26 protein-coding genes and 1 pseudogene are annotated in these 26127 nt (G+C 33.1%); 4 read left to right on the top strand and 23 right to left on the bottom strand.

The genetic code is table 11. The features are described 5' to 3' along the window. The 16 genes from BLV35_RS05125 to BLV35_RS05045 form a co-directional block, all read right to left on the bottom strand. Positions 1-405: a GNAT family N-acetyltransferase gene (locus BLV35_RS05125; protein WP_091085844.1), complete on the bottom strand. Its 405-nt coding sequence runs from the start codon at positions 403-405 to the stop codon at positions 1-3. 150 nt (positions 406-555) lie between these two features. After that, positions 556-999 carry a DUF547 domain-containing protein gene (locus tag BLV35_RS05120; protein ID WP_091085700.1) on the bottom strand — a complete coding sequence of 148 codons (444 nt, stop codon included), beginning with the start codon at positions 997-999 and terminating at the stop codon, positions 556-558. 203 nt (positions 1000-1202) lie between these two features. After that, on the bottom strand, positions 1203-2063 hold the full coding sequence (gene atpG, locus BLV35_RS05115; protein WP_091085699.1) for an ATP synthase F1 subunit gamma: 861 nt from the start codon (positions 2061-2063) through the stop codon (positions 1203-1205). 90 nt (positions 2064-2153) lie between these two features. Continuing rightward, on the bottom strand, positions 2154-3731 hold the full coding sequence (gene atpA, locus BLV35_RS05110; RefSeq protein ID WP_091085696.1) for a F0F1 ATP synthase subunit alpha: 1578 nt from the start codon (positions 3729-3731) through the stop codon (positions 2154-2156). A gap of 38 nt (positions 3732-3769) precedes the next feature. After that, positions 3770-4303 (bottom strand): ATP synthase F1 subunit delta, encoded by a 534-nt coding sequence (atpH, locus tag BLV35_RS05105; RefSeq protein WP_091085693.1) that lies wholly within the window; start codon positions 4301-4303, stop codon positions 3770-3772. Positions 4304-4307: 4 nt separating this feature from the next. Further along, positions 4308-4808, bottom strand: a complete 501-nt coding sequence (locus BLV35_RS05100; protein ID WP_091085691.1) for a F0F1 ATP synthase subunit B — start codon at positions 4806-4808, stop codon at positions 4308-4310. A gap of 85 nt (positions 4809-4893) precedes the next feature. After that, positions 4894-5085, bottom strand: coding sequence for an ATP synthase F0 subunit C (atpE, locus tag BLV35_RS05095; RefSeq protein ID WP_074720412.1), 192 nt, complete (start codon positions 5083-5085; stop codon positions 4894-4896). Between the two features lie 34 nt (positions 5086-5119). Beyond that, positions 5120-6274 carry a F0F1 ATP synthase subunit A gene (gene atpB / locus BLV35_RS05090; protein WP_091085840.1) on the bottom strand — a complete coding sequence of 385 codons (1155 nt, stop codon included), beginning with the start codon at positions 6272-6274 and terminating at the stop codon, positions 5120-5122. A gap of 119 nt (positions 6275-6393) precedes the next feature. Beyond that, positions 6394-6786 carry a hypothetical protein gene (locus BLV35_RS05085; RefSeq protein ID WP_091085688.1) on the bottom strand — a complete coding sequence of 131 codons (393 nt, stop codon included), beginning with the start codon at positions 6784-6786 and terminating at the stop codon, positions 6394-6396. Between the two features lie 66 nt (positions 6787-6852). Beyond that, positions 6853-7080, bottom strand: coding sequence for an AtpZ/AtpI family protein (locus tag BLV35_RS05080; RefSeq protein WP_091085685.1), 228 nt, complete (start codon positions 7078-7080; stop codon positions 6853-6855). Next, complete coding sequence (locus BLV35_RS05075) at positions 7049-7456, bottom strand: bactofilin family protein (RefSeq protein WP_091085681.1); 408 nt, start codon at positions 7454-7456, stop codon at positions 7049-7051. The genes BLV35_RS05080 and BLV35_RS05075 overlap by 32 nt, the downstream gene beginning before the upstream one ends. Before the next feature lie 2 nt (positions 7457-7458). After that, entirely contained in the window at positions 7459-10092 is a 2634-nt protein-coding gene (gene porW, locus BLV35_RS05070) for a type IX secretion system periplasmic lipoprotein PorW/SprE (protein ID WP_091085678.1), read from the bottom strand. 87 nt (positions 10093-10179) lie between these two features. Continuing rightward, the gene (locus BLV35_RS05065) at positions 10180-10875 is read right to left on the bottom strand and encodes an ABC transporter ATP-binding protein (RefSeq protein ID WP_091085676.1); all 696 of its coding nucleotides are present in this window, start codon (positions 10873-10875) and stop codon (positions 10180-10182) included. Positions 10876-10915: 40 nt separating this feature from the next. Next, positions 10916-12400, bottom strand: coding sequence for a DUF5687 family protein (locus tag BLV35_RS05060; protein WP_245712012.1), 1485 nt, complete (start codon positions 12398-12400; stop codon positions 10916-10918). Positions 12401-12440: 40 nt separating this feature from the next. Further along, a complete protein-coding gene (locus tag BLV35_RS05055) occupies positions 12441-13148 on the bottom strand; it encodes a hypothetical protein (protein ID WP_091085671.1) in 708 nt (235 codons plus the stop codon). A 215-nt stretch (positions 13149-13363) separates the two neighbouring features. Beyond that, positions 13364-13699 (bottom strand): PadR family transcriptional regulator, encoded by a 336-nt coding sequence (locus tag BLV35_RS05045; protein ID WP_091085833.1) that lies wholly within the window; start codon positions 13697-13699, stop codon positions 13364-13366. A gap of 153 nt (positions 13700-13852) precedes the next feature. Here BLV35_RS05045 and BLV35_RS05040 point away from each other — a divergent pair, with 153 nt between their 5' ends. Then, a complete protein-coding gene (locus BLV35_RS05040; protein ID WP_091085668.1) occupies positions 13853-14902 on the top strand; it encodes a ferredoxin--NADP reductase in 1050 nt (349 codons plus the stop codon). A gap of 188 nt (positions 14903-15090) precedes the next feature. Here the strand turns inward: BLV35_RS05040 and BLV35_RS05035 are convergent, their stop codons facing one another. The 4 genes from BLV35_RS05035 to BLV35_RS05020 all read right to left on the bottom strand — a co-directional run bounded on the left by BLV35_RS05035 (position 15091) and on the right by BLV35_RS05020 (position 20486). After that, positions 15091-15852 (bottom strand): GLPGLI family protein, encoded by a 762-nt coding sequence (locus BLV35_RS05035; RefSeq protein WP_091085664.1) that lies wholly within the window; start codon positions 15850-15852, stop codon positions 15091-15093. An 11-nt stretch (positions 15853-15863) separates the two neighbouring features. Continuing rightward, positions 15864-18644: an outer membrane beta-barrel protein gene (locus BLV35_RS05030; RefSeq protein ID WP_091085658.1), complete on the bottom strand. Its 2781-nt coding sequence runs from the start codon at positions 18642-18644 to the stop codon at positions 15864-15866. A gap of 189 nt (positions 18645-18833) precedes the next feature. Continuing rightward, positions 18834-19835, bottom strand: coding sequence for a glycosyltransferase family 9 protein (locus BLV35_RS05025; protein ID WP_091085655.1), 1002 nt, complete (start codon positions 19833-19835; stop codon positions 18834-18836). Positions 19836-19880: 45 nt separating this feature from the next. Then, positions 19881-20486 (bottom strand): DUF4254 domain-containing protein, encoded by a 606-nt coding sequence (locus tag BLV35_RS05020; protein ID WP_091085653.1) that lies wholly within the window; start codon positions 20484-20486, stop codon positions 19881-19883. Positions 20487-20620: 134 nt separating this feature from the next. Between BLV35_RS05020 and upp the strand changes: the two genes are divergently transcribed. Further along, positions 20621-21274: a uracil phosphoribosyltransferase gene (gene upp, locus BLV35_RS05015; protein ID WP_091085829.1), complete on the top strand. Its 654-nt coding sequence runs from the start codon at positions 20621-20623 to the stop codon at positions 21272-21274. Here the strand turns inward: upp and BLV35_RS05010 are convergent. Further along, entirely contained in the window at positions 21269-22198 is a 930-nt protein-coding gene (locus tag BLV35_RS05010; RefSeq protein WP_091085648.1) for a DUF6427 family protein, read from the bottom strand. The genes upp and BLV35_RS05010 overlap by 6 nt on opposite strands. Positions 22199-22330: 132 nt before the next feature. Between BLV35_RS05010 and BLV35_RS05005 the strand changes: the two are divergent. Beyond that, positions 22331-22573, top strand: a pseudogene (locus BLV35_RS05005) (DUF6341 family protein); the annotation flags it as partial. 49 nt (positions 22574-22622) lie between these two features. On the opposite strand, the gene purD reads toward BLV35_RS05005, so the two are convergent. After that, a complete protein-coding gene (gene purD, locus BLV35_RS05000; protein ID WP_091085643.1) occupies positions 22623-23897 on the bottom strand; it encodes a phosphoribosylamine--glycine ligase in 1275 nt (424 codons plus the stop codon). A 152-nt stretch (positions 23898-24049) separates the two neighbouring features. On the opposite strand from purD, the gene BLV35_RS04995 reads away from it, so the two are divergent. Continuing rightward, the gene (locus BLV35_RS04995; RefSeq protein WP_091085640.1) at positions 24050-25360 is read left to right on the top strand and encodes a phenylacetate--CoA ligase family protein; all 1311 of its coding nucleotides are present in this window, start codon (positions 24050-24052) and stop codon (positions 25358-25360) included. Here the strand turns inward: BLV35_RS04995 and BLV35_RS04990 are convergent. Continuing rightward, positions 25344-26126 carry a glycosyltransferase family 2 protein gene (locus BLV35_RS04990; protein ID WP_091085638.1) on the bottom strand — a complete coding sequence of 261 codons (783 nt, stop codon included), beginning with the start codon at positions 26124-26126 and terminating at the stop codon, positions 25344-25346. The two genes, BLV35_RS04995 and BLV35_RS04990, sit on opposite strands and share 17 nt — an antisense overlap. Position 26127 lies beyond the last annotated feature (1 nt).

The raw sequence follows: 26127 nt of genomic DNA, 5'->3' as shown, positions 1-26127 counted from the left end.
TTAAGATAATCCATCTTCATTAATAATTTTTACAAAATGAAAGCCTTTCGGCCCGTAACCTTGGTTGTAATAAAATCGATGTGCCGTGAAATTTCCTGTAAAAGCATCGAGAACTATCATACTACAGCCTTCTTCTTTTGCCTTTACATCAATGTAATCAGTCATCATTTTACCAAGTCCTTTAGAACGATGGTCAGGGTGAACGATAAAGTTATCAATCTCAATGTATCTACCCGACCATAATTTTGTTGCAGTCCAAAATCCGGTTACGGCAACGCAAATATCATTCTCATATACTGCTAGTTGCTTGTAATTATGTGGAACCATATCTTTGAGATAGGCTTCATATTTCTCAAACGTAAAGCTTGGATACAGAAACCGCATCAATTCAATATTGTTAAGCATTTCGGCTACGGTGGTGAGTTCTCGTGTTTTCAATGGGGAATGGTTTATAAAACCATAAAAATAGTCAAAAAATGAAGTAGTGAATAATCCGAACAATTAAAGTTGTCATAAATATTTAAAAAAGGATTATTACAAGTAGTACTATTTTCTTTAACTAAGCGCTTTATCATTATGATTGGTACACCGTGTGGATCGGTTTAATATCAGCTGCGTGCTAAGACCTACATTTGCTACAGCTAACCCTTTTACAAAACTGGATGAAAATATAACGGTTTTTAGTTTTTGGCTAAACCTATTATTATTACGTTTCAGAATCTTATATTCTATATCATCCAAGGACAAAATATTCCCAGAAATCTTGATTCTTTTGTATTTGTAAGCCGCATTCATTTGCATAGCTTCCCCAGCTATAATTAAAAAAAAGGCATTATAAATATTCGTCCAAAACCTATTCTTTAATTCATCTGAATCTAAAAACACTTCTAGCTTTCTCAATTTAAGATAATGCAACTCTCTTCTTAAATATGTCGTGTCTTGTTTATTTTGTGCTTGAAACAGTATGTTTTCAGACAAAGTAATTAAATAATTTTCCATGTTTACCGCAAATTTATGACAGCTCAAATCTAGGTTTTCCTTTATAAATTGGACTACGTATATATACCTGATTAATCATTAATATTTATGAAATACGACAAATAACTCAGAACGGACTACTTCTAATAAAACCTAAAGTTTCTTTATATACATAAAAAAAGCCTCGCAATTGCGAGGCTTTTGTATGTTATGAGGAACAAATATTATCCGTTCAATGCTTCTGCTCCACCAACAATCTCTAAGATCTCATTAGTAATAGAAGCTTGACGTGCTTTATTGTAAGTCAATTTCAATTGATTTCTCAATTCAGTTGCATTATCAGTTGCTTTGTGCATAGCAGTCATACGAGCACCATGTTCTGAAGCAAAAGAATCTCTGATACCTTTGTACAATTGTGTTTTCAATGATTTTGGAATCAAAGTCAAAACAATCTCTTCTTTCGATGGTTCAAAAATATAATCACCTACTGAAGCTGTTAAATCTGATTTTATTGGTGCCAACGGTAAAAACTGTTCAGTTTGAACGATTTGAGTTGCGGCATTTTTAAATTGATTGTAGATCAACTCAATTTTATCATATTCTCCAGAAAGGAATTTCTCTGTTAATGTGTCTGCGATTACAGCTACATTATCAAAAGTTAAATCATCGTAAACAGCACTTTGATTGTCAACTATTGTATTGGTCTTAACCAAAACATCGTTTCCTTTTTTACCTATCGCAAAAATATCAACTTGTTTTCCTGCGTAAAACACAGAACGACTTTTTGCTGCCTTAATTACGTTTGAATTAAATGCACCACATAAACCTCTATTTGAAGTAATAGCAACAACCAATACTTTTTTTACTTCACGTTGTGTCGTAAACTCTCCACCTGCATCACCTTCTAGTGTAGCTGAAAGATTTTGTAATAATTCCGTTAATTTTTCGGCATAAGGGCGCATGGCTGTAATTGCATCTTGTGCTTTTTTTAGCTTTGCTGCAGAAACCATTTTCATCGCTGATGTAATTTGCATCGTAGATGAAACGGAAGTAATTCTATTACGGATTTCCTTTAAATTTGCCATTTTTTGTAAGTATGTAAGATTCAAATAAAGAGTATTAAATATCAAGAATTTCTTAATACTTAATACTTAATACTCTTTACTTAGTACTTTTTAGTTATATTTTGCTGAAATTTCTTTTGCTACAGTTTGAATTACATCAGTAATCTCATCTGTAAGTTTCCCTGCTTTCAAAGCATCTAGAGTTGCTCTGTGTTTGTTGTTAAGGAATTCTAAGAAATCTTTCTCAAATTCTTTCACTTTATTCACAGGAACATTTCTCAATAGGTTTTTTGAACCAGCATAGATAATTGCAACTTGATCTTCAACAGTATAAGGATCATTCAAACCTTGTTTCAAGATCTCAACGTTTCTTCTTCCTTTTTCAATTACGTTTAAAGTAACTGCATCTAAGTCAGAACCAAATTTAGCAAACGCTTCCAATTCACGGAATTGTGCTTGATCTAGTTTCAAAGTACCTGCTACTTTTTTCATTGATTTAATTTGTGCATTTCCTCCAACACGAGATACCGAGATACCTACGTTGATTGCAGGACGTACTCCAGAGTTAAACAAATCTCCATCAAGGAAAATTTGACCATCAGTAATCGAAATTACGTTTGTTGGGATATAAGCAGAAACGTCACCAGCTTGAGTTTCGATAATAGGCAAAGCAGTCAATGAACCACCACCTTTAACGATACCTTTTAATGAATCTGGTAAATCGTTCATGTTTTTAGCAATTCCATCATCAGCAATTACTTTACAAGCACGCTCTAATAAACGACTGTGTAAGTAAAAAACATCTCCAGGATATGCTTCACGTCCCGGTGGTCTTCTTAATAAAAGAGAAACCTCACGGTAAGCAACAGCTTGTTTAGATAAATCATCATAAACAATTAAAGCTGGACGACCAGAATCTCTAAAATATTCTCCAATTGCAGCTCCGGCCATTGGCGCGTAAACTTGCATCGGAGCTGGATCAGAAGCATTAGCAGCAACAATAATGGTATAAGCCATTGCTCCTTTTTCTTCTAACATTTTTGCGATTCCTGCTACAGTCGAAGCTTTTTGCCCAATTGCAACATATATACAGAATACAGGTTTTCCTGCATCGTAAAATTCTTTTTGATTTAAGATAGTGTCAATACAAACAGTTGATTTTCCTGTTTGACGGTCACCAATAACCAACTCACGTTGTCCACGACCAACTGGTATCATAGCATCTACTGCTTTTATCCCTGTTTGTAATGGTTCAGTAACTGGTTGACGGAAGATAACTCCAGGAGCTTTTCTTTCTAAAGGCATTTCGTATAAGTCTCCACCGATTGGTCCTTTTCCATCAATTGGAAAACCAAGTGTGTTAACTACACGTCCTACCATTTGCTCTCCAACTTTAAGAGAAGCAATACGTTGTGTTCTTTTTGCAGTAGAACCTTCTTTGATTCCTGTTGATGGTCCTAAAAGTACCACACCAACATTGTCTTCTTCAAGATTCAATACAATAGCTTCTAAGCCATTGTCAAATTCTACTAACTCACCGTATTGAACATTCGAAAGCCCGTAAATACGAGCAATACCATCTCCAACTTGAAGTACGGTTCCTACTTCCTCTAGCGTTGCGCCAGATTCAAAACCTTCTACTTGCTTTCTTAATATTGCTGAAATTTCAGCAGGTTTGATTTCCGCCATCTTAATTTATAATTTAGACACTTAAATGTGCAATAAAACTAGTTACTTAATTCTCTTTTTAATACTTGTAATCTGTTGGCTATTGAAGCATTGTACTGCTTGTCGCCTATTCTCAAAATAAACCCACCAATAATTGAAGGATCTACGTTATTTTCGATCGTGATTTTTTTATCTGATAATGTAGCAATTTTAGCTAAAACTTTAGCTTCTAGTGCTGCATCCATTGCAATGGCTGTAGTAACTTGAGCTACTTCAACACCATTCATGATATCAAATAATTTGCTGTATTCTACTGCAACAGCTTCCAAAATTTCAAATCTTTTGTTTTCGAACAACAAATGAAATAAACTTTTTGTTACGCTATTGGTATTTGCAAAAACTTCCAATAAGGCATTTTCCTTAACTTCTACTCTCAAAGTAGGGTTTTGGATAAAAGTGCTCAATTCTACATTTCCACTTATAGTTGAAGCGATAGAATTCATATCATCACTAACTGCTTCAGCCACTCCTTTAGATTGTGCGATCTCTAGAATTGCTTTTGCATAACGAATTGCTGCTCTTGTACTTGCCATAATATTAGTTTAGCTTTACGTCACCTAACATCTTCTCAACTAATTTAGTTTGAGCTTCTTTATTAGATAATTCGTCTTTCAATAATTTTTCTGCGATACTCAATGACAAAGTAGAAACTTGTAGTTTCAATTCAGCCATAGCTGCATTTTTTTCGCTTTCGATTGCTGCTTTTGCTTGTTCGATCATTTTCAGACCTTGAGCTTGCGCTTCTTCTTTGGAATCAGCAATCATTTTTTCTTTAATTTCACGTGCATCTTTTAGCATGTTATCACGTTCCATTCTTGCTTCTTGTAAAATACGTTGGTTGTCAGCTTGAAGGTTTTGCATTTCTTTTCTTGCATTTTCAGCAGAAAGCAAAGCATTTTTAATTCCTTCTTCTCTATCATTTACTGCATCAAGAATTGGTTTCCAAGCAAATTTTTTCAATAAGAATATTAATCCAACAAATATTAATACTTGCCAAAAGAACAAACCTAACTCAAACTGATGTATTAACTTTTCCATGTTATGTATCTATAATAATATTTAATTTAATAATAAAAACAATAGTTACAACCAACCGTTGCAACTATTGCTTTTTGAGTTTTAATTAAGCAGCAAATAATGCAGCGAAACCAATACCTTCAATTAATGCAGCTGCGATAAGCATAGCTGTTTGGATTTTTCCTGAAGCTTCTGGTTGACGAGCAATAGCGTCCATTGCTGAACCACCAATTCTACCAATACCTAAACCTGCTCCGATTACGATTAATCCAGCTCCTACATAATTTAAACCTTCCATAATATATATAATTAAAAATTAAACATTCAATTTATTAGTGCGCCTCCTCATGGTGGTGCTCTTCTACTGCTGAACCAAAGTACAGCGCTGATAGCAATGTAAAAATATAAGCTTGTAAAAATGCAACCAATATCTCTAAGATAGAAAGTGCAAACGACAATGCAAATGATAAACTACTTCCCAACCAGCTTTTGAAAATAAACATCAAACCAATAATACTCATCAATACAATGTGTCCTGCAAAAATGTTTGCATACAAACGAATCATTAATGAAAAAGGTTTGATTATAACTCCTAGCAATTCAATTGGTGCTAATACGATACGCATTACTTTTGGTACACCTGGCATCCAGAAAATGTGACCCCAATAGTTTTTATTAGCCGTAAGGTTTGTAATTAAAAATGTCATGATTGCTAATGCAAATGTAATTGTTAAATTACCCGTAACATTTATACCGAAAGGCATCAATCCAAAAATATTTAAGAACAATACAAAGAAAAATATAGTCAATAAATAACTCATGTATCTCTTGTAGTGTTTTTCTCCAATGTTAGGAATAGCAATTTCGTCACGAATAAAAAGAACCACTGGTTCAAATATTCTTCCAGCTCCAGAAGCAATTCCACCATTTTTAGAATAGGTCTTCGCCAAACCAGCAAAAATCAATACCATTAAAATCGCAGCAATGAATATAGACAATACTGTTTTTGTGATTGAGAAATCTAAGGGACGTTCATTTTCAGGGAAACCTGTTTTTTCGTCTTCTATTATTTTTCCTGAAGCATCCGTTTTGTATATTTTTCCATCGTGATGATTTATCGCATAGAAATTACCGTTAGATTCGGCAACTGCTTCTCCATGTTCGAATTCAGAAGATGAAAAAAGTTGCAAACCATTATCCCAAAGGATTACTGGTAATGAAAAACCATAATGCTTTCCTTCTACTTCATCAGAGAAAAAAGTAAAGTCATGAGAGTCTAAAACGTGATGACCAATGAATGCTTTGATTTTAGATTTTACATCTGTAGGTTCAGCATGAGCTCCTTCATGGCTTTGTTCTGTTGTTTCGTGTGCAACTTCAGTATGAACTTTTACCGAATCCACTTCGGGATTTGCAAAAGTCATTAAAGGAAGACACGCTACTAAAGTCGCTATTATAAATCTAAGTGGTCTGTTTGAAATCACCATAACTGTTAAATATCTTAATTTTTTACGTTTCTGAAATTTGGTGCAAATGTACATTTTTTATTAATATCCAAAAGGATATAAAAACATATTTTTTTTAAATCCTTCATCTATTTACGGATCTATTGCTTTTCTTTTAATATTCTTATCGTTAAAACGGTCTCCATTACTAAAAAAAGAATAAACATCCCAAAAAAATTAACTTTCTCTATTGTATTATCATATGTTGTAATGTGCAAGATAGGTTTTAAAATCAAATAACAAAAAACCATTTTGATACTTGTTCCTAAAAGAAAAGACATTCCTACATTATCAAAGCTTTTTTCTTTCACTTTTAGTAATACAATGAATATCAAAGTAGACATACCGAAAAACAATAAATAGAGCACTTCAATTGAATACTGGAATACTGCGACATCGATTTTCAAAACGTAGAAAATAATTTTATGTAACAAATAAGCCATCACGGCCAAAAGGGTTAAACTTAGAAGAGGTTTTTGATTTTTTAAATTCATGCTGTGTTTATTTTGTCGTCAAAGTACAATGACTTGAGACTTAATTTACTTTTATTAATTAAAATTTTATTGAGATTTATTTATTTCGTTCACTTGTCTAATAACATTGTACAAAGCAATAACAACACCTACCATGACTAGAATTTTATTGTAATATACTTTTGGGTTGGGGTAATTTTCATCCAGCCAGTTTCCGCCATAGGCAAACAAAAAGATGATAACCCCCATTTGAATGGGTATATTAATTAACGCTATCCATTTGCTAGCTTGTTTTTTGTTGGGTTTCTTTTCCATCAGTTAATAAGAAATTTGCTTGATCAATCTTCATTATACAGGACGCACTGAAATCAGCACCAGGTTCCACAGATAATTTACCTACGGTTACTTCGCCGTTAATACTTGCTTTAGATTTTACGTTTAGGATTTCAGTAACATGAATCGTTCCTTCAAATTTCCCTTCTATATCTGCGTTTTTACAATTAATATCACCCGTTATACTTCCGGCAGGGCCTACTACTAATTTTCCGGTAGACTGAAAGTTCCCTATCAATTCTCCGTCAAGCCTAAAATCAGCCTGGGAAACGATATCTCCCTTTATAATTGTTCCTTCTACGATTCTATTCGTTTTTCCTAATAGCTCCGTGTAGGGCTTTGCTTTTCTATTAAACATTTTTATTCTTTTTTTAATCCTAAATAGACATCAAGATTTTTTTTAATTTGGACTACTTTATAATTTTCATTCGTAAGAATAACAGCAGCTGTTGCTATTTTAAAATCCTTATTATCTCTTAGAATTGTACTGATATTTCTAGCATACGCTTCTGAATTTATACCGTGAATCGTTATGAAATTTTCGGTTCCATTATACGCATCCAAAGAATAATTTAAATCTTGAAAGGTACTACCAGTCCTGAATTTTTTAATCTTTTCCTCCATTGCTTTTGTACCATTTTCGTCTGATACCGCTACTTTGTAGAGTACTTTCCAGTTTTTAGTATCTGTAGTTGTAAAATCTAATTTTTCTAAAAACGGAATTTGGTCCTTCAAAATTTCTTGAGCTTTTTTACCCTCTTCACTATTTGGGTAATTATCCGCCACAAACTGCAATGCGTTTTTGTAAGCTTTTAATCCTTTAAGTTTTCCAATGGCATTCGCTTTCAAAAATTCGAATTTCGAAACGATTTCATCCCCAGAAAACTGATTGATTAATCCATCAGACTGCTCTAAAACCGTCGTGAATTTTTCTTCTTCGTATTGTTTGTATAAAGTGTCATACGCTCCTTCAGGAGTATCCCTCAATACTGTCCCAGCTGGATTTGTATTGTTTATTATTTGAGCATAGCGAGAATTTGGAAATTGGGAATTAATCCTTTCTTTCATTGCTTGCGCCATGCTGCTGTTTGTAATTTGGTATATCTTATATAAATTATACATCGTAGGAAGAATCAATTTTTCTTCCGGACTATTTTGCAATAGTTGCTCCAGCTTGTTCGCTGCTAATTCATATTCTTTGAACTTTTCCTTATAAATTACCCCAAGTTGATAATAGGCTGTATTGCGTTCCTTTCCAATGCTGTCAATTGCTACTTTCGTACTTGGAAGTTGTTTTAAATAAAAACCTGCAGTATATTCTTCAACTATCGTGTTCTCTTCCTCGTTTAATTTATCTTCCAACTGCGTTGCATCCGCATTCAAAGTATCTTTTGAAACCACATTCGTCCTATTAGTTGATGAAAGCCTCCAGTTGCCTGCTGAACTTCGATTTCCCCATATTTTTTTGAATTCTACTTTCCCAAAAGAAACAGTCGTAGTGTTATAAAAATAGAAAAGACTTGCCGCTGTATTAGAAGCGGTCATAGAAGGTGGACTAAGTGGCGAATTGCGTGCTGGTCGTCCTAAATTTTGAGCAGAAACAGCAGGATCATTAGACGCTGTCTTACTATTTCTTTCTATATTTTCTTGCTTTTCTTTTAATTTCTCTTCTATAATCCTTTTGGCTTCATCCTTCTTTTTTAAGGTGTCTATATAATTTTCGAAATAAGAAATTCTGCCAGCTTCTGACATCGATACTACATTTAAGATACTGTCGTTTCTTGAAGCAATCGCCTCATACAAAATTACTTCATCTAAATCTTTTCTGATTTTTTGAATATGAATGAATTCCCTTGTTTTAATATCAAGGTTCACTAAGGTGCTGTCGTAATACTTTGCGGCAACTGGATATGCTGCATTTCTAAAATACATATTCCCTATATTTCTGTAATTTGAAGCTACTAAATACTGGTCGGCAGTAGTTTTTTTAAGTGACGTATTATAAAAATCTAACGCTTTTTTCTGATTGTTCTGTTTGTCGTAAAAAACTCCCATTTGATAGTTTAAGACATCTAAGAACGGTCTGTTTTCTCTGTCGGCAATCAGCTTTTTATAGTTTTTAACAAAGGCGGTAGTGTCCCCATTTTGATAGTCAAACAACTGCGCTTTTCTAGCTTGTGCTTGAATAACGTATTTCCTTTCCGATTTTCGATTCATATTTATAACCGACTCATAGCTGTAAATCGCACTATCTTTCTTGCCTAACTCTTCGTAAAGTTGACCAAGTATAAATCGATATCTTGACTTTTCTTTGTTTTGTTTGGTGAATTTTTGGGCAATTTTTAATTTTATTAAAGCGGAGTCTTTTTCTTCTAAGTTCAAGTAGGCTTCAGATAAAAGAGCATTTACATCAGCAACAACTTGATTTTTAAGTTTTTGCTCGTTCAAAAGATTGCTCATGTTTTTTACAACCAAAGCATCGTTACCCAATCGCATATTAGTTTTTCCACGCCAAATTTTAGCCTCATAAATCCTGCTGCTATTTGGGTATTTATATAGAATATAATTGAATGCGTCTAATGCGGGAACAAATCTTTGATCGTAGTATCTTGCTTTACCTAAAAGTAAATAAGCCTCATCAATTTGAGAGTTTCTTTCTCTTCCGTCGATATTCATGGAATGCTTCTGAATCGCTTTAGTCGCCTTAGTTTCGCCCAATTCAAAATCAGAATTTTTTGTTTTTTCATCTGACGTAACTTCATCGGTCACTTGCATCCTTTCGATAGGCAAACGTTTCCAGAAATTGTCTTTGCTATTGGCTTCTATGCCTACCATTCCTTTGTCTAAGCCAATTCCACCATTGTACAAAATATTATATTTTGTACTTAGAGCATGAGAATTCCTAGACAAAAAACTGCTGTTCCTGGTAGAACAGGCTACCAAAAAACACAGAAACCCTAATGGAATTGAATATTTTAATATATTGGTTTTCAATTGCTAACGTTTTTATCATTAAACTTTTAAAAAAGCTTTTTAGTATAATGACTGGTAAAAATACGTTTCTTTTTGAAATATGGAAGTTTAAACCGCGAAAAACATTTCTAACTCCTGTAGCGTTTCCTCAGACGTCTGAATATCTTTTACGATTTCCCCTTTATTTAAAGCTACTATTCGATCACAAACTTCTACTGTGTGCTGCAAATCATGGCTTGAAACTAAAATTGTGATGTCCTTATTTTCAGCAAGTTCTTTAATTACTTTTTTCAATCTATTAACCGTTGTAGGGTCTAAATTAGCAAAAGGCTCATCTAGAATAACCACTTCTGGATTACCTATTAAGGTCGCAATTATACCTACTTTCTTTTGGTTTCCTTTGGATAAATCACGCAGGTATTTTTTATTTTTCAGAATTTCACCATTAAAAAACTCTTCATATTTTTCTAGTAAAGCATCAATATCGGCCTTGTTTTGACCCCGTAAATCACCAATAAAATAAAAATACTCTTCCGGTGTAAGATAGCCTATCAAGAAGCTTTCATCAATAAATGCCGCTGTAAAAGGTTTCCAATCTTCACTAGCATTTACCAAAATGCCATTGTTTATTATACTCCCCGTTGAAGGCTGGATTAAATCCAAAAGTAAACTAAAAAAGGTTGTTTTTCCGGCACCGTTATTTCCCACGAGACCCAAACTTTGTCCTTTTGGGATTTCAAGATGTTCGATATTTAAAACTGTAGTTCCGTTATATTTTTTTGAAAGCTGATTTACCTGTATCATTATATTTTTATGTATTGTGACGACTCAAAAGTTATCATTACTAATTTTCTTGTTGTTTGAAACCGTTGATGGTTGCGTATTTTCTTTTGGTATAACCGGCTGCGATTGTATTCAAAAGATAATTTCTCAATACCAATCCAATCACACCAATTGTCGCAATTACGATGATTGCTACCTCTGCATTTATCAATTTATAAATACCATAAAAAATCAAGGTTGGGATCAGCATCAAAGGCAATCCAACAATCCATTGCGTAGCTCCTGTTCCCTGGTAATTCATGAACGGACTTTTCTCTAAATCAATTCTTTTTTTGTTAAACGAACCTGCAAATAATAAAACCGGTATGTTGACACCCAAATTATAAGTCGCACAGGCCAGGTTAATGGCTAATACATTCCATCCAAAATAAAGATAAGGAGTACTTAAAATCGCCAAAATCACAACTGAAACTGACATTAATCCAGCTTTTGAAGCTAAATATTGTTTCATGGGAATGTTTTGTGACATCATCATTCCGTAATAATTACTGTCCCAAGAGGGAACAAATTGACCGTAATTGATCATGAATACCCCAGTCATTAAAATTCCGACCAATACAGAAAAGGCTGGCGTGTCTTTGTAAGTTGGATTCGTATAAATCATTAAACCATAAGCCAAGAAAATCAAAGAAATCCAAATTGTGGTTTTGGGCCTTTTGTTTCTCCAAATCATTTTTAAGTCCAATTGCAGAAAAGGTGCAATCTCTCCAAAGCGCTTCGTCCAACTCAAATCAGACGTTTTTGCCTCCTCCACTTTCGATTGCAGCGAATTATCCAGATAAAAATTATTTTTTAGATACTTGAAATTTAAAAAGTAGAATCCCGCTAAAATCAGGATTGGTACTAAAACTAATATTGGCTGCAACACTAAAGTATCAAGAACAACGCCTGAAAGCGTGGTGATTTTAAAAACCCCAAAATAATCCAGACCAAAAAACACCATTCCTAAAACTACAAAGGGAAGAAAGGCTTTGATGTTTTCGGCAAATTTCTTTTTTATTAAAAAATTAGCATAATTGACTATTAAAGCTAAAATATACATACCAAACATCCAAACAATCATGTTCAATGTGCCATCATTCCCTTTGATAATATTAAAAACCCCAAAAGGGATAATAACCAATAAGGGAAAAATGTTGTAGATCGAAATTAAACTCTTCAGCAAAACAAAGTGGATTACCGATTCTTTTTTTATAGGCAATACTAATAATGGTTTAATATTCATCACCGGTAAACTTTGCATAAAAAAACGAAACACCAGTTCGAAAGCCAACCAGAAAATCACAAAACTATTGACTATCGTCAATGGTTTTTGACCTGGGAATACTTTCTCTAACATTGGATATAATGCAATTCCTAATACTAAAAAAACAAGTAAAAAATAAACTACTAAAAAGCCCATTAAAATTTTTAAGCCAATGCTTTTTCCAACACTCGCTGAACGGAAAAAGGCTTTCAATTCTAAATTTATAAAATGTTTAAACATAAATTTGGTTTTACAGTAAGTAATCAAAAGTAAGAATATGTTACAGCTTTTCTAATTTATATTCTGGATAAGTTGCTAGCAAATACTCCTCTGTTTTGGCCGGAATGATTTTAAAAATGATAAAAACAAGTATAAAAAACACTACAGAAAAGAAACTCAATCCCAGCACCCAATAGACATTCCCAAAAAAATTATCAGTCTGATCTATTAATTGATTAAAGATATTAAATGGCAAAACAATGATTCCAGCAATACTTCCATATTGATTAATTATTTCTTCAAACAACCAAATTTTTTCTTTTGTCTGCGCTTTCAACTGCTTTTTTTTCCTGTTTTTGAAAATTTTATAAAATGAAAATACCATCAAAATAAGATACAACCCCATAAAAATCCATCCGCTATAAATGCTCACTTTCAAAATACTAAATAAAACCAAGGTCATTGTTATCGTTAAAACAATCTTTGGGATACCAAAAAAACCTTTAATATGCTCCCAAACTAGGCCGTTGTATTTTTTTCTCAAAACGGCTTGCCTCTTTTCTACCACATCCATAAAACCAAAAACGCCAAACTTCTTGAACTCAATATTCAAGGCTTCGTCAAAACTAAGCTTGGGGTTTTCCTGCCATTGGGTTTCGATAGCATTCGCCAAATGATCTACGAGTTCTGATTGTAAGTCATACCATTCCACATAATGCTGGCGCGTGAAAGTGAAAAGATGCTCTATTTGTGGGGCGGTTAGTTTCATGTTATTTCTCTATGAAAGTTGGTGTTGTTTTTTACTTCTTTTAAATATTTGCTTTTAATTATCAATCTCCTTACTCCGGTTGTCATGCTGAGGATCGAAGCATCTCTACAACGCTATTCAAACATGTAATTAAGAAAATTCAAATCTGGGTTAATTGTTTTAATTAGTGTGATTTTCTTGTCTTTTTTCCATCCTTTAATTTCTTTTCCATAAAATTAAAATTCTAGTTTAGGATTTACTAATGATTGCATGGTTCTAATAAAATCTTCCAATTCTGCGAGGCGGTTCACGGTTTCCTTCGTTCCTGCTTCCGTCAGCTTGTAATATTTTCGCATGCGGTTATCCACTTTTTCAATCTCCACATCCAGTATACCTTCGGCCTCTAGTTTGTGTAAGGCAGGATAGAGCGCACCTTCGGTGATATTAAGTTCTCCGGCTGTAATCGCTTTTACTTTTTGGGTGATTTCGTAACCGTACATCTTACCATTTTCTTCTAGCAATTTCATGATAATGGTATTTAAACTTCCTTTATACAACTGTGAGTTTTTCATTTTTTTGTCATTTCGAGGCACGAAGCAATCTCCTATTGAAAAACAAATATACATAAGAATCTTATACATAACACTTTTAGGTATGTAAATTTTTCAAACACTTTGATTTAAGAAACCTATTCTGTTTAGTATATTTGTAAAAAAATATATCCCATGCCTTCATTTTTAAAACTAATCATAAAAGAAGTACGTCGCGAAACCAAGGATGCGGTTTCCATACTCTTTAACGTTCCTGAGGAATTAAAACCTAATTATACTTTTATTGCCGGACAATACGTCAATATCCGCTTAACGCTGGACGGTCAAGAAATTCGCCGTGCTTATTCAATCTGTTCTTCCCCGGAAAGTGGTGAATTGCGTATCGCGGTAAAAGCAGTAAAAAATGGTGCTTTTTCTCAATTTGCCAATACCAAATTAAAAGCGGGAGATGCACTTGAAGTAAATAAACCAGAGGGAAAATTTATATTAGAACCTGAAATAGAAAAACAAAAGAATTACGTGGCTTTTGTATCCGGAAGCGGAATAACACCTGTGATTTCCATCATTAAAAGTGTATTGAAAAGCGAACCAAAAAGTTCTTTTGTACTAGTTTATGGTAACAAAACTGCCGAAGAAACGATCTTTAACAACGAATTGCACGATTTGCAATTACAATATGTAGGTCGCCTTTTCCCTCACTATATTTATAGTCAAGCCAAAGTAGAAAATGCATTATTTGGTCGAATCGATAAATCAACGGTGAATTTTGTTCTAAACAACAAACACAAGGAACTGGAATTTGATAAGTTCTATTTATGTGGACCAGAGGAAATGATCGAATTAGTTACTGGCGTTTTGAAAGAGAAAAACGTAAAAGAATCGGCTATAAAATTTGAGCTTTTTACTTCGTCTTCTCATGAAAACGTAATAAAAGATTTAGGAGGACATTCGAAAATTACCATTATGGTAGACGACGAAGAAACCACCTTTGAAATGTCTCAAAAACAAACCATCCTTGAAGCTGCCCTAAAACAAGGAATTGATGCTCCTTACTCCTGTCAAGGCGGAATTTGCAGCAGCTGTCTTTGTAGAGTAACTTCAGGAACTGCTGAAATGACGAAGAATTCCATCCTAACTGATAAAGAAATTGCAGACGGATTAATCCTTAGTTGTCAAGCACATCCTACATCAGAAACGATTTATGTAGATTATGATGATGTTTAGGAAAGTGTACAAGCTACTATAGCTGTTTTGAATACAAAAAAAGAGTTTACTATGTAAACTCTTTTTTTGTATTCAAAATACTCAAAATCCTGATTAAGTACTCTTTAACTACTAAAATTGTTCTTTAGATTCACCAGTGTATATCTTAACAGCAATGAATGCGTTATTTTGTGTAGACGTACTACAAATTATAAAAAAGCATTCAGCAAGAAAATAGTCTTTTGTCTCTTATTTTCTTCTTTATCATCACCATAGCTATACCAATCTTTTGTTTTCTCTTCTATTAGCAATTTTAAACTTATTAAATCATAGGTTTTTTTGGCTGTGATGGGTTTTATATCTGAAGTGTTACTGATCATTACATCAACCTTGGTAGCTATATATGACGTATATAGTCTTGGTATTGTAAGTCCTAAAATCATACCTGGCAAACCATTTATAGAACAAGGACCACCAGTAATAGTAATATCATCAGTATAAAAAGCAAATATATATACATCATCCATTATTTTCCCTACTGCTTTTCGGCAATTATAACCCGCTATTTCTCTGTTTTCATTCGTGATTTTCCATTGAATATTTGGAATACTGTCGGCAATAACAAAATTAGTTCCTACGATTTGTTTTTGCATATTCATTCTTCCTGCAGTAAAATCAAAATACCAGATATTCTCCTCATCTGATTCTTTTTGGTGTTTTGGAACTTTTGTTTTTGGACTCCATCTATCAAATTTGAATATACTTTTGTTATCTGCAAAAGTATAGGTGAAGTAGGAAGTTTTAAGATCAGACAGATTCTCTTTCATCATCTCATCCCAACTATCATTGCTCATCGTTTTTTTTACATTGGTATTCACTTCATATTCAATTACCGCTTGATCAACATATTGCTGTGCTATTGAAGTGCTAGTAAAAATTAGGGCAGTAATAAAAAAAAGTATTGATTTCATAATGTTGTTATTTATTTTTTTGATTCACCACTATTTTTAAAATTCCAAGTAAAACCAATCATCGCATATCTTTTTAATCTATCGTTTCGCTCCTCGCTAATTGTATTTTGATAAATAGCTCTATTGATGCCGATATTTTGATTCAAAATATCTTTTACTAAAATATATGCTGTAAACTCGTCACTTTTAAAGGTGCGTTGTAATCTTGCATTCCATAATTGATTGGTAAGGTTGTCTTGAAAATCAATCGTTTTTTGCCTAGAAACAAAATTATAATCTGTGGAAATTTTCCATTTTTCTCTGAAATAAACGCCTATGTTTAGATTCAAATTATTAGTATTAAATGACTTTATTTCATCGTTTTGAGAGGTACTGTTTCTATTAAACGAAAAAGTATTACTTAAACTAAAGTCATATTTCTTTTCTTTTGACTTATATAAAAAAAGCGAAAGCCCTGAGTTTAAATTCTTGGAATTAATCAATTTGTCATTAATACTAAGTACTGTTTTATTATAGCTAAATGATGGATTAAGATTAACATTTAAATCTATTTTTTTTACTTTAAATCCATATCCAAAATAAAAATTACCTGAGAAATTTCCATTTGTATTTATTGGCTTAGAAATAGTTTTAGCAGTTTCAGGATCTATAACTCTACTATAAGAAATTAAATTACTTGTTGTCCTAAAAGAAAGGCCTTGATAGATTTGAGTTTCCGTCAAAAGATCGTAACTATGCTGGGATAGGTTTATACTATTTGTAAAAGATTGTTTTAAATCTGGATTACCTAAAATTTGATTAAAAAAGTCTTGATTGTTTCTCAAAGGTTGCAATTGATCTAGCGTTGGCTGCGTGGTTGCGCCTTGATAATTTACACGTAAATTACCATTGTTTTTATACTTATAAGAGAAACTTGCCGATGGAAAAAAGTTGGTATACTTTTGTTTGTATTCTTTATCTAAAGTTTGATCTAACAAATCAAAAGAAGTAAAACCAAAACCACTTCCAATGCTATAATTGATTTTTTTAGCATTATAACTTAATTTCATAACAGGTCTATTTGTAATCATTGTTTGCTTAAACTCATTGGACAATGAATTTACAATAACATCATACTTACCTGTAATATCCGAATAATCGTATGTGAAGTAGTTGTTCATGCCCTTATCATAAGTAATTTGATAGGCAAATTGTAAAGCGATTTTCTTTGCAAGTGGCTCAGTATAACTGAAATTGACAGCAAATTTTTGATTTGTTTTATCTCCTATTTTATTTTGATCAACATCATCTCTTGAAGAGAATTCACCATCAACATAACTTTCGTTAGACGATTTTAAAAAATTATCCGAATTTGTATTTAAAATATTCCAACTGCTATTTACAGAAAATGTACGACGGGCTTTGGCAAATTTATGTTTAAATAAAATACTAGTAAACAATGATGATTTATCGGAATTTGTAGTAAATGTTTTTTCTTGTTTATTTTTTAAAATTCCACCTTCACCAGTAGTAACTCCGTTAGTAAATTCATCACTATCGGTCCTATAAAAATTAGTTTTGGCAGTGATTTTTAAGGAGTTTATTGAATCTAATTTTACGTCATACGTAGCATTGAGCTTAAAATTACCTCTGTTTACATTAGTTGTTGTGGATCTATTTTCATTTAATTGCGTTTCTCCTACTTGTGTTTGAGAAACTCTACTGTTGTTGTTTGTGTATATCTGCTTATTGTATTTTGGTGATAAATTTAATGTTTGTTTATCATTCCACTTATTACTGTACTGCAAACCTGCATTGGTATTTTTAATAAATCCATTCTGTGTATCAACATAAGGTTCATCATCAGTATTACCACTAGCCCATTCATAACTTACGTTTCCGTCATCATCCATACTCATATTTATATTACTATCACGTGCTCCATATTTCTCGCCATCTTCCCAGCCTAAGCCATCTTGCCCAGTGTTTCCATTTAGTAAAAAAGCTGATACCTTTCTTTTACCTTTAAAACTACTAATCAATAAATTAGTGTTATATCTGGAATCAGCATCCGTAAATGGTTGATTTGCTCCATCAATTTTACCAAAGAAGCCTTTCTTTTTATCATCCTTCAATCTTAGGTTAATGGTTTTCTTTGAGTCACCATCATCTATTCCTGTAAACTCTGCTTGATCACTTTTCTTGTCAAAAACTTGTACTTCCTTAACGGCATCAGCTCGTAAGTTTTTTACCGCCATGCTCGGGTCGTCTCCAAAGAATTCTTCACCATCTACCAATACTTTTTGTACTGTTTCCCCCATTGCTTTAATAACCCCATCTTTACCAACTTGAATACCTGGTAATTTTTTTAGTAATTCTTCTACGTTTGCATTAGCATCCACTTTAAAATCACTTGCCCGGTAGCTCGTTGTATCTCCTTTAATTCGAATTGAACCCGACTTTATAACTACTTCTCTAAGTAGTTCTATTTTACTTTTTAAAGCGATAGTTCCTAATTTTTTTTCGGTTTCATCAACGATTATAGCATCTACATAATCTGCATATTGATTATTAGAGGTCATTAATATATAGTTTCCTACTTTTACATTTTTGAGATTAAATATTCCCTCTCTATCTGATCGGGTAAATTTATATAGAATGGAATCATTGGGGATTAATAAAGCAACAACTGAATTGTAAACGGGAGTTTTATCTTTACTATCAATTATAACACCCGAAAGATTTGCTTTTTGAGAAAATGCTGAAATTGAAAATAAGAACACAATTATGATTAACCCTTTAATTTTCTGCATAAATAGTTTTTGTTTGTAGTACGCTCCTTTAGATATATTATGGCAATTTAAATACCGACTTAATTTCTTGCGTAAGAACTAACTTACACAAAATAAAAGTAGTATTATTAATACTAATATAGCTAGGCCTAAACGTTAAATAACTGCTAAAATTATTCTTTCAAAAAAAAGGAAGCTAAAAATATGATGTTACTTACTTAAAATATTTACTACAGCAGTAACCTCAATCGTTCGCATAGCATCTTCATAACCTTCCACTTTTTTATTGCCATATACGGATGTTGGCAACATAGGGTACTTTTCCCTATCAGAAACTAAAGAATTCGATAATGATTGATTAAAAGGAACAAATCCAGCATACGGATGCGTAGCACCCCAAAGTGTAATGACTTTTACTCCCAGCATTGCTGCAATATGGGCATTTCCAGAATCCATAGAAAGCATTACATCAAGAGTACTTATAAGTTGTAACTCCTGCTGAAATTTGATTTTGCCTGCCATGTTAATTACATTGTCTTTTGAGTCTGAAAGAGAAGCTAAGATTTCCACTTCTTTCTTTCCTCCTCCAAAAAGCAGAACTTTATAATTTGGATTATCAGCCAATTGACGGATAACTTCTTGCATTAAATCCAAGGGATACACTTTAGAATCGTATTGTGCAAAGGGAGCGATTCCAATTAATTTTTTATTATCTGTTCCAATAAGATTTACTGTTTCTTTATCTAAATTGGCTTTTTTGGGAAATATCGGGTTTGACAAATCTATCGGAAAACCGAGTTCTTCAAACACTTTTGTATGTCTTTCAAACACCGTGGGTAAAGGCTGGAAGATTTTATTTTCGGCACGAGTTAATGTTTTTTTACCTTCACGTCCCTTGTCCGTATACGCGGTTTTTTTTCCGCTTAGGGCAAATAATGTCCTAACAACTTTAGAACGTAAAACGTTATGCAAATCGGCGAAAGCATCGATATCTAATTTTTTCACATCTTCAAATAAGCGAAACAAGCCTACGGTTCCTTTATGCCGTTCTTTTTCATCGAAATCAAAAAAAGAAAGGTTTGGTATTTCTTGAAAAAAAGGTTTGAAAAAAGGACGGGATATGACCGTTAGCTTAACATCAGGATATTGATTTACAAAAGCCCTTAAAACAGGAACCGTCATGGCGACATCTCCCATTGCGGAAAGTCTCATGACGGCTATATGCTTTATTTTATTTGACAAATTAGTACTTGTCAACTATTTTTTTCCTTGGTACAAAACAGGATTTAACTCGTCATCATTGTACATTTTCATTTGCTTGTACACCTTCATGAATTTATCTCCACTAGAGATGTCAACTAATAAATCATCAATTGCAGTAGACAAGTCAGTTCTTTGTTCTAACAGGATATTTAATTTCGTCTGACATTTATCTCTATGATCTTGAGACGCTTCTGCACGAGTCGCTTCTTCATTCATATGATAAATTTTCAATGCTAAAATTGACAATCTGTCAAAAGCCCAAGCTGGACTTTCTGAGTTGATTTTTGCATTATCTTTTGCTTTTACATCGCTATATTTTTGTAAAAAATAACCATCAATATATTCTACCATATCAGTACGTTCCTGATTAGAAGCGTCAATTCTTCTTTTCAACGTCAAAGCAGCAACAGGGTCAATATTTGGATCCCTAATGATATCTTCAAAATGCCATTGAACTGTGTCAATCCAGTTTTTTAGATACAATAAATGTTCAAATTGCTCTTTAGGAAAAGGGTTATTTATAGGCTGATCTACATTATCAAATTGATGATAATCTTTGATGCTTTGTTCGAATACGGAGTACGCTAATTTTGAAAACATATTTTTATATTTTATAGTTACAAAGATACTTTTTATACTTTTATAAAAAAATTACAAATCACAAATCTAATCTAGAACCCAAAAATCAGCATTAAAATTTGATTTGGGAACTAAAAATGTTAATTAAACAAATCATGCAAATTCACAATCTATCGGAAAACAATAGCGTTCTTAATCATTTTTTGGGACAAATCAGAAATGTAAATATACATAATGACAGCATGCGTTTTAGAAGAAATATTGAGCGAATAGGAGAAATAATGGCGTATGAATTGAGTAAAGATTTGCATTATAAAGCAGTCGAAATCCAAACTCCACTAGGCATCAAAAAGACCACTGAGATTTCCGATCAATTAGTAATCTGTTCTATTTTACGTGCCGGATTCCCAATGCACACGGGTTTTTTAAATTATTTCGATTCGGCTGAAAATGGTTTTATTTCTGCATCAAGACACCATCCAAACAACGATGATTACTTTGATATTCTTGTAGAATACCAGGCTATCGCAGATTTTAATGGGAAATATTTATTACTAGTAGATCCTATGCTTGCCACCGGACAATCGATCGTGGCAGTCTTTAACCGCTTAATGGAAAGAGGAGAAGCAAAAGAAATTCATATTGCCGTTGTAATTGCTGCACCTGAGGGAATAGCTTACCTGGAACAACACTTACCGGACACTTGTCATTTATGGGTAGCCTCTTTAGACGAGAAACTAAACGAGCATAGTTATATTGTTCCTGGACTAGGTGACGCAGGAGACTTATCTTATGGAACTAAATTATAACTGAGAGAAAAAAGCAAAAAAGCTGCAGGCTATAAGAACAACCAAAACCATTTCTTGTTTCAATTTTAACTGAGGCATTTCGATATGGTTTGTTGCCATTATAGCCAAAGGAGCAATTGTAAATATCAGTAAATCATTGCTTTTATTTGAAGAAACCAAGAAAATCACTACGCCAATAAAAAAGGAAGCGATGATTTTTTTGAAAGAAGAATGCGTTATTGATAATCTACTAGATAGCGTCGCAAACATCGAAACAACAAAAAACAAAGCCACTGTCGCATAGATTGACAAAGCACCGTTTTGATAATTATTAGTAAAATAATTTATTTTAAAACTGGTTTTAACGCTGCTATTGATATATTCTAATGCGCTGATGTCAAAAAGTATCGAACTAAGTGCAAAAAGAGTTCCTACTGCAAAAAAGGCAATAATGGGCAATATCCAATTTCTATAGTCTCTTGAAACATGGAAAATTATCGAAATAAACACCAAAACTAAATAGAGAATACACCAAAAATGAAATAAAGCGGCTACAAAAATCCATAAGGAGGCATCAAATATTTTTTCTTTGGACGCTTTTAGTGACTGAAGGGAAAGTAATCTTCGCAGGGCTAAAAGGATAAAGAAATTGGCAAAAACTAAATTAATGTTGTCTAAAACCGAAGGGAAGAAAATTAAAAATAGAAAATAGAAAAAGATCGTGTAACTACTGTCTTTACTCAATCCGTTCTTTGTCGAAATGAAATTTGTCAGGAAAATAGAGCCTAATAAAACAAGTAAAATCCCCACTTTTTGAAGAATCAATATAGTGGAATCTGTCCAGACCAAATCCTGAATTTGATATATTGAAAAAAAACTCAGTATTAAAATTACAACCAGAGAAAAATTTAATGGTGTAGATTTTTTAAAAAGACTTGTAATCATAAGGATATTTTATACTTTTGTGACTTTAAAACTGTAAATATAATACTTGTTTAAAAAGGAAACCCCCAAGTTGAAAAAGATTCTTAACAAAAGCGTTTTTTACTTCTGGGAAATTAAAAAGAACAACAACATAATTTAAACGATATGAAAGCATTTTTTGAAGGAATTCAATACCTATTTGTAAATATATTATTTGCTCCCTTAGATTTTTTACGTTCACTAGAACTTAGCTCATGGTTTGTTGCCAATACAATCAACTGGATTTTCATGATTATTTGTGCAGCTGCAATGGTATACTGGATTAAGCAACTAAGAATTTTCGATGAGGCTGGAACTGAAAAACAAGATACTACTGCGCACTCTTTTTTTAAATAAAACGACCTAACCCCAAATAAAATTTAGGGTTAAGTAGCATACTTACTATTTATAAAAGATCGTTACCGATATCTTTTCTAAAATTCATCTTATCAAAATGTAGCTTGTCTATATTTTGATAAGATTTTTTTATGGCCTCTTGAAAGTCATTCCCATAAGATGTTATTGCTAACACCCTTCCTCCATTAGTAACAACAGTGTCGTTATCTAATTTTGTACCAGCGTGAAAAACAATGGAATCTGTAATTTTTTCTAACCCAGAGATAATTTTCCCTTTTTCATAATCTTCAGGATAACCTCCAGATACAAGCATAACCGTAGTCGCACTTCTCTCGTCGATTTCTAGCGTAATTTCGTCCAGTTTTTCATTGGCTACAGCCAAAAACAATTCTACTAAATCTGTTTTTAATCTTGGAACAACCACTTCCGTTTCCGGATCTCCCATTCTTACATTGTATTCAATAACAATAGGTTCGTTATTCACATTAATCAATCCAATGAATACAAAACCTTTGTACGGAATACCATCTTTCTGAAATCCTTCAATTGTAGGTTTAACGATGCGCGTTTCTATTTTTTCCATTAAAACAGCATCAACATAAGGAACTGGAGAAACAGCTCCCATTCCGCCCGTATTCAATCCAGTGTCGCCTTCACCAATACGTTTGTAATCCTTGGCTGTTGGAAGTATTTTATAATTTTTTCCGTCTGTAAGAACAAAACAACTCAATTCTATACCGTCAAGGAATTCTTCAATCACTACTTTTGAACTAGCAGCACCAAATTTTTGATGAACTAACATGTTTCTTAATTCTTCTTTAGCTTCCGCCAAATCATGAATAATCAAAACGCCTTTTCCTGCCGCTAATCCATCTGCTTTCAGCACGTAAGGAGGTTTTAATGTAGCTAGAAAATCACATCCTTTTTCCACTGTCTCAGCAGTAAAACTGTCGTAAGCAGCAGTGGGTATATTGTGTTTAACTAAAAATTCTTTCGCAAATTCTTTACTCCCTTCCAGTTGGGCTCCTATTTTAGATGGACCAATAACCGGGATATGACTTAGTTTTTCATCGTTTAGAAAAAAGTCATAGATTCCTTTTACCAAAGGATCTTCAGGACCTACTACAACCATTTCCACCTTTTCAGCAAGTACAAACGTTTTTATAGCATCAAAATCAGTTATACTAACATTGACATTCGTTGCTATTGCAGCGGTTCCAGCATTACCCGGCGCAACAAAAAGTTTGTCGCAAAGTGGACTTTGAATCATTTTCCATGCAAATGCATGTTCTCTTCCGCCTGAACCTAAAAGTAAAATAGTCATATGTTGTGTAGTTTAGTTGCTTATCCACCTTTTGGAGGATGCTGCAAAAATAATTGCTTTTGAACGTAAAAAATAATTAATTTCTAAAAAGTTGTTGGTTCTTCCCAATTAGTTATTCTTATACATTATTTTTGAATAAACAAAAACTGAAAATGCTTCCTCTTTTTGACTTATCACTTCAATTTAATGGCTATCCAATTCAGGAGGCTAAAGCTGAATTGCAAAAAATTACCGCTTTTACTATAAGCGAAAAAGAGCGTTTTATTGAAAGTAAAAAAAAAGAGATTGTTGCCTTCCATTTAAATAACAATCCTTTCTATCAGGAGCTAGTGGGTACAAAATCGTTTAACAATTGGACCGAACTACCTATTTTAAACAAACAAAATCTACAGAAACCATTAACTGAGCGACTTTCAAACGGTTTTTCTATTAAAAACGTCTACGTAAATAAAACATCAGGCTCCAGTGGGGATCCTTTTGTATTTGCCAGAGATAAATTCAGTCATGCCTTATTTTGGGCTTCTACTGCTTTTCGTTTTGGCTGGTACGGCGTTGATTTAAATACTTCCTATCAAGCTCGTTTTTATGGAATTCCAATGGATTTTATGGGGTACCAAAAAGAACGGATTAAGGATTTTTTAGGCAAACGGTTTCGCTTACCAATATTTGATCTATCTGATCCCGTACTAGAAAAGTTCCTACGCCATTTCAAGACCAAAAAATTTGATTATATCAACGGCTATACTAGTTCAATCGTTTTGTTTGCTAAATTTTTACAACAAAAAAACATTATTTTAATAGACGTTTGCCCGTCATTAAAAGCCTGTATGGTTACCTCTGAAATGCTTTTTGAGGAAGATAAGAAACTTCTAGAAAAACAACTAGGCATTCCAATTATAAACGAATATGGTGCATCAGAACTAGACATAATCGCATTTCAAAATCCCGAAGGAGAATGGCAGGTCAATGCCGAAACTTTGTTTGTGGAAATTCTAGATGAAAACGGAACTGTTCTCCCCTACGGGAAAAAAGGCCGAATTGTAATTACTTCTTTGTTCAACAAAGCCCATCCGTTTATTCGTTATGATATTGGTGATATTGGGATCTTAGATAAAAAAAGTACGGTACACAAACCTATTTTGAAGCAACTAATTGGCCGAACCAATGATGTTGCAATTTTACCAAGCGGTAAAAAAGCGCCCGGTTTAACCTTTTATTACATCACAAAAAGCATTATCGAGGACGACGGAAACGTAAAAGAATTTACGATTAAGCAAACCACAATCGATACTTTTATAATTAAGTATGTAAGTGATATTGTTTTAAGTCAGCCCCAAATTAAAAAAATAGAAGAGGCCATCACTTTGTATCTAGAACCAAATTTAAAATTCAGCTTTATCCAAAAAGACACTTTAAAAAGAAACAAACGGGGGAAATTGAAGCAGTTTAAATCGATGGTTTAATTTTCTTGATGTAACTAGGCTTTATTAACAATTGTGTAAATAAAAACAGCTTCATACAAACCACCGCAATAGGAAAACTAAAACCGTGAAACTTTCTATAAACAGCAAAATTATATTGAATCAAATCTAACTTTGAAGTCGAAAGAGAGTCATTTCTAACGCGGTAATATGCCAAACTTTCAGGAACTGGTTTCGCTACCTTTATTTTTTTAAGAATAGTAAGCCAAAGCATCCAATCTTGTCTTTTTCGAATAGATGAAATCGTAATTTTTCCAAAATAGTTGACATCGTATATTCCAGTCAGATTCCCAATATAATTGCAAAAAAACAATTGTCGGTACGAAAGGTTTACTGGCGCTTCCACTCTTTTACCTAATGGTTTTCCCTCTTCATTAATACAATCATAAAAAGAAAAAGTGAATGGTATTTTATTGATTTTCAGAAAATCAATTTGCTTTCTAAGTTTCTCCGGTTTCCATAAATCATCTGCGTCCAAAAAAGAAATGTATCTACCAATAGCTTTATAAACTCCCAAATTTCTAGCAACTCCAGTGCCTGAATTTTCTGCGAGTTGAAAAAAATGAATTCTATTATCCGTTTTAGCCATTTCTAAAATGAGAGCCACAGTCTTGTCTGACGAACAATCGTCAACCACGATAATTTCCCAGTTGTTGTAGGTTTGGTTTTGAACCGACTGAATGGTTTCTGTGATAAATTCCTCAGAATTAAAGCACGGAATTATTATAGATACTAAGGGTGTTTCCATA

This window comes from Flavobacterium gillisiae (genome assembly GCF_900107635.1).
Classification (GTDB): Bacteria; Bacteroidota; Bacteroidia; order Flavobacteriales; family Flavobacteriaceae; genus Flavobacterium; species Flavobacterium gillisiae.
This window is presented reverse-complemented; position numbering and strand designations above follow the sequence as displayed.